Origin of the sequence: Mesorhizobium sp. M7D.F.Ca.US.004.03.1.1, from assembly GCF_003998635.1 — a bacterium.
In the GTDB taxonomy this organism is placed as follows: domain Bacteria; phylum Pseudomonadota; class Alphaproteobacteria; order Rhizobiales; family Rhizobiaceae; genus Mesorhizobium; species Mesorhizobium loti.
The window spans coordinates 1-4,509 of the sequence record NZ_RZQG01000493.1; the positions used below are offsets into that span (position 1 = coordinate 1).

At 63.8% G+C, this 4,509-nt stretch carries 5 protein-coding genes; 3 read left to right on the forward strand and 2 right to left on the reverse strand.

The features are described from left to right. The 3 genes from EN935_RS23655 to EN935_RS23665 all read left to right on the forward strand — a co-directional run. On the forward strand, positions 1-249 hold a 249-nt coding region (locus EN935_RS23655), incomplete at its 5' end, for an SCO family protein (RefSeq protein ID WP_206534554.1). A gap of 89 nt (positions 250-338) precedes the next feature. Then, positions 339-1,211, forward strand: a complete 873-nt coding sequence (locus EN935_RS23660) for a 50S ribosomal protein L11 methyltransferase (protein ID WP_127265774.1) — start codon at positions 339-341, stop codon at positions 1,209-1,211. A 145-nt stretch (positions 1,212-1,356) separates the two neighbouring features. Then, on the forward strand, positions 1,357-3,201 hold the full coding sequence (locus EN935_RS23665; protein WP_127373658.1) for an aminopeptidase P family protein: 1,845 nt from the start codon (positions 1,357-1,359) through the stop codon (positions 3,199-3,201). Positions 3,202-3,293: 92 nt separating this feature from the next. Here the strand turns inward: EN935_RS23665 and EN935_RS23670 are convergent, their stop codons facing one another. Beyond that, positions 3,294-3,590: an AzlD family protein gene (locus tag EN935_RS23670; protein ID WP_013530970.1), complete on the reverse strand. Its 297-nt coding sequence runs from the start codon at positions 3,588-3,590 to the stop codon at positions 3,294-3,296. Then, the gene (locus tag EN935_RS23675) at positions 3,587-4,315 is read right to left on the reverse strand and encodes an AzlC family ABC transporter permease (RefSeq protein ID WP_126069549.1); all 729 of its coding nucleotides are present in this window, start codon (positions 4,313-4,315) and stop codon (positions 3,587-3,589) included. The genes EN935_RS23670 and EN935_RS23675 overlap by 4 nt, the downstream gene beginning before the upstream one ends. Between the last annotated feature and the right edge of the window lie 194 nt (positions 4,316-4,509).

Below are 4,509 nucleotides of genomic sequence, written 5' to 3' on the forward strand. Positions count from 1 at the left end.
GCCTATGTCAGCAATTTCTCCGACCGCATCACCGGCATTACAGGCGATCCGGACAAGGTCCATGCGATGGCCAAGTCGTTCGGCATCTACTGGAAGAAGGTCGACACCGGCGACGGCGACTACACGATGGATCACACCGCCTCGGTGCTGCTGCTCAACGCCAAGGGCGACTTTGCGGGCACCATCGCGTATGGCGAAAGTTCGGACACGGCCGTCGCCAAACTGAAGCGGCTGGCGGCGAAAGGCTAGAGCTTGATCCCGAAAAGTGGGAACCGGTTTTCTCGGACAAACGGAAACCCCGTTTGTCCTGAGATCATGCTCAAAAAGAAACACATTTCATGACCCAGACGCGCCTCTACTTTATCACCGGAAAGATCGAGTCTATCAGCATTTTCGCGGCGCTCGAGGCGGCCTTCGAGGAAGAGGGCCTGCCGATCGCCGTCCTGGAGGTCGACGAGGACAGAGACATCCACGAAGTGTCGCTCTATGCCGATGGCGACATCGAAATGGTCGAAACTCGCTTGAAGGACATCCTTGCCGGGCTTTCCCTGTCGAAGCCGGTCGAGCGCGAGGTCCTGCCCGACATCGACTGGGTGGCGCATTCGCTGGAAGAGCTGAAGCCGGTGCGCGCCGGCCGTTTCTTCGTCCACGGCGCGCATGACCGCAGAAAGCGCCACAGCGGCGAGCTCGCCATCGAAATCGAGGCCGGCCTCGCCTTCGGCACCGGTCACCACGGCACTACAGCCGGCTGCCTGGAAATGCTAGAAAAGGTAGTGCGGCGCGAGCGTCCGCGCAATGCGCTCGACCTCGGCACCGGCAGCGCTGTGCTGGCGATTGCCGTCGCCAAGCTGGCGCATATTCCGGTGCTGGCGACCGACATCGATCCGGTGGCGGTGAGAGTCGCTGCCGCCAATGCACGACTCAACCACGTCAAGGCGCTGGTGGAGACCGTGACCGCGCCGGGCTTCCACCATCCGATCTTCGGCAAACGTGCGCCTTTCGATCTCATCGTCGCCAACATATTGGCGCGGCCGCTGATGCGGCTGGCGCCGCAAATGGCAGGTCACATCGCGCTTGGCGGCTCGATCGTGCTGTCAGGCATTCTCGACCGCCAGCGCGACGCCGTCGTCTCGGCCTATGTCGGCCAGAATTTTCGCCACGTGCGCACCTTGCACCGCGAGGGCTGGGTGACGATTCACCTCAAGCATTGAGGCAGATAGGCCGGCAACGACCGAGCTGGACCAAGTTCCGCCGGTTGTCAGTCAAGCGATGCTGTAGCAGGTTGCGCCCAGCCGGAAATCGATTCCGATTTCCGCGACCGTACGCTACGGTTGTGCTGACTGCAGGAGGCCCACCATGTTCCAGACCTTCGATTCCGCGGGCGACCCGGCCGTCGGCAAGCCGCGCGTGGCGTTGCTGCGCCAATGGCTTGAAGCCAACGGGCTGGATGGCTTTATCGTGCCTCGCGCCGACGAGCACCAGGGTGAATATGTCGCCGACCGTTCGGCGCGGCTGAAATGGCTGACCGGCTTCAGCGGCTCGGCCGGTGTCGCCATCGTCCTGCGCGACCGCGCCTTCGTCTTTGTCGACGGGCGCTACACGCTGCAGGTACGCAGCGAGGTCGATCTCGATGTCTTTTCAATCGAAAGCTTGGTCGACAACCCGCCGGCCGTCTGGCTCAAGGATAACATCGGCAAGGGCGCGCGGCTTGGCTTCGATCCATGGCTGCACACGATCAGCGAGATCAAGGCGCTGCAGGCCTCGGCCGACAAATCAGGTGCGGTGCTGGTGCCGCTCGACAAGAACGCGATCGACATCATCTGGAAGGATCAGCCCGAGGCGCCGGTGACGCCCGTCGAGCTTCATCCGATCGGCTTCGCCGGCGAACTCGCCAAGGACAAGCTGGGGCGGCTGGCAATTGCGATCGCCGAGGACGGTGCCACCCATGCCGTGCTGACCGACCCCTCCTCCATCGCCTGGGCCTTCAACATCCGTGGCGGTGACGTTCCCCACACACCGCTGGCGCTCGGCTTCGCCATCCTCGCCGCCGATGGGTCGCACCAGCTGTTCATGGATAAGCGCAAATTCTCGCGTCAGGTCGCGGCCTACCTCACCCAACTCGCCGAGCCGCATGAGCCCGGCGAATTCGAAGCGGCAATCGTGGCGCTTGCCAAGAGTGGCGCGAAAATCGCGCTCGACCCGGTGCTGGCTGCCGACAGGCTGCGCATGCTGGTCGAAGCCAATGGCGGCACCGTGATTGCAGCAGTCGACCCTGCCCGCATCCCACGCGCCACCAAGAACCAGGCCGAGATCAACGGTTCGCGCGCCGCGCATCGGCGTGATGGCGCGGCTGTGGCAAAGCTGCTGTGCTGGCTGGAGCGGCAAAAACCCGGCTCGCTCGACGAGATATCAGTCGTCACCAGGCTGGAGGAGTCGCGGCGGCAGACCGGCGAGGAAACCCAGATGCCGCTGCGCGACGTCTCCTTCGACACCATTTCCGGCGCCGGCCCGAACGGCGCCATCATGCACTACCGCGTATCGCGCGCCACCAGCCGCAAGCTGCAGGTCGGCGAACTGTTCCTGCTTGATTCCGGCGCGCAGTACCAGGATGGCACCACCGACATCACCCGCACCGTGCCCATCGGCCAGCCGACCGAGGAAATGCGCGAACGCTTCACGCTGGTGCTGAAAGGCATGATCGGCATCTCTACCTTGCGCTTCCCCGCCGGCACGCGCGGTTCGGAAATCGATGCCGTCGCCCGCATGGCGCTGTGGAAGCACGGCTGCGACTTCGCCCACGGCACCGGCCATGGCGTCGGCTCGTATCTGGCTGTGCATGAAGGGCCGCAGCGCATTGCCCGCACCGGCACCGAAAAGCTGCTTGAAGGCATGATGCTGTCCAACGAGCCGGGCTACTACAAGGAAGGTTCCTACGGCGTCCGCATCGAGAACCTCATCCTGGTGACGCCGGCTGAAGAGGTCGAGGGCGGCGACATCGCCATGCACGGCTTCGAGACGCTAACGCTGGCGCCGATCGACACCAGACTGGTGCGGTCGGATCTGTTGACGCGCGAGGAGCTGCACTGGCTCGACACATACCACGCGCGCGTGCTGGCCGAGATCGGGCCGATGCTCGACGGCGAGACGCTGGCCTGGTTGGAAAAGGCGACAGCGCCGCTGCCGCATGACGCGAAGATTTGAGGTGAGCTTCTTTCTCCCCGTTTAGGGGGAGAAATGCCCGGCAGGGCAATGAGGGGCGGCACCAGCGTTCGAAAACAATCGCGCTCGCAGGATCAGCCGACGAACTGCCGCGCCACGATCAGTACCGCCGCACCCGCCAAGAACATCGCCATCAACCCACCGCGCAGTGACACGACGGCGGTGACGACCAGCGCCGCCCATTCCGCCGGCCCGGCGTTCAACAGCTCCGGCGCCACCAGCGTCGTCAGCACCGCAGCCGGCACGGCGTTGAGACCGGCTTCCACACGCGGATGGATGGTGTCGAAGCGAGAGATGACCAGATGTCCGCCGATCCGTGTCAGATAAGTGGCGATCGCGCCGGCGATGATGATCCAGAATGTCGTGCTCATGGCCGTGCCTTCACGCCGCTGTGGTGAGGTGGCAGGATGACCGCCAGCAGCACGCCGGCAATCGCGCCGATCGAGACATGCCAGGGCGAGCCCACCGTCTTGTAGGCGACGATGGAGGCGGCCGCACTGGCAATCACCACCGGCAGCCACAGCGGCCGCTTGCGAAAGCCCATCACCAGGCCGAGGAAATAGATCGGCAGCAGGAAATCGATACCCAGCGCGTGCGTATCGGGGATCAGTTTGCCGAACACCGCGCCGAGCGCGCTTTCGATCACCCAGAACACATAGACCGGCAGGCCAAGTCCCAGATACCAGGCAAAGCCGACCGTCTGGCCGGATTGCGCCCGCGCCTCGGCCACCGCGAATTGCGGGTCGGTGAGGATGAAATAGCCGAGCGCTTGGCTGATGACGGGCCAATGGGCGATGCGCCGGCCGATGCCAGCGGAATAGAGCACATGGCGGAAATTGACGGCGAAGATCGACAGCACGATCAGCCACGGCGCCACGTGCTGGCCGAACAGCTGGATGCCGACCATCTGGCTGGCGCCGCCATAGACCAGTGCGCTCATCAGAAAGGCTTCCAGGACCGAGAAGCCATTGTCGACGGCGAGCGCGCCGAACAGCACCGCAAACGGCGCCGACGCCACCACGACAGGCATCGAGAGCCGCACGCCTTGCCAGAAATCGCTTTTCGCACCGCTCTCGGAAATTACGTCCGTCGCCATCGACCACTCCTGATGCATGTCGCCCAAAAGTGCGTAGCGGTTTTGGGACAACGACATGCACAACAACAAGGGAATGGCGGTATGTAGGTGGCGCGGCCTGCCGTGTCACACGAATTCGCTTGAGCCAAATGATCAGCGGAAATGATCGTGATGGCGCCTTGTCGAAGGGCTAGAAGGCGAGAACCTTACCCTCG

Coding starts and splice junctions, on each gene's coding strand:
- EN935_RS23675 (WP_126069549.1), bottom strand. CDS start 4,315: ATGGCGACGGACGTAATTTCCGAGAGCGGTGCGAAAAGCGATTTCTGG.
- EN935_RS23670 (WP_013530970.1), bottom strand. CDS start 3,590: ATGAGCACGACATTCTGGATCATCATCGCCGGCGCGATCGCCACTTAT.
- EN935_RS23665 (WP_127373658.1), top strand. CDS start 1,357: ATGTTCCAGACCTTCGATTCCGCGGGCGACCCGGCCGTCGGCAAGCCG.
- EN935_RS23660 (WP_127265774.1), top strand. CDS start 339: ATGACCCAGACGCGCCTCTACTTTATCACCGGAAAGATCGAGTCTATC.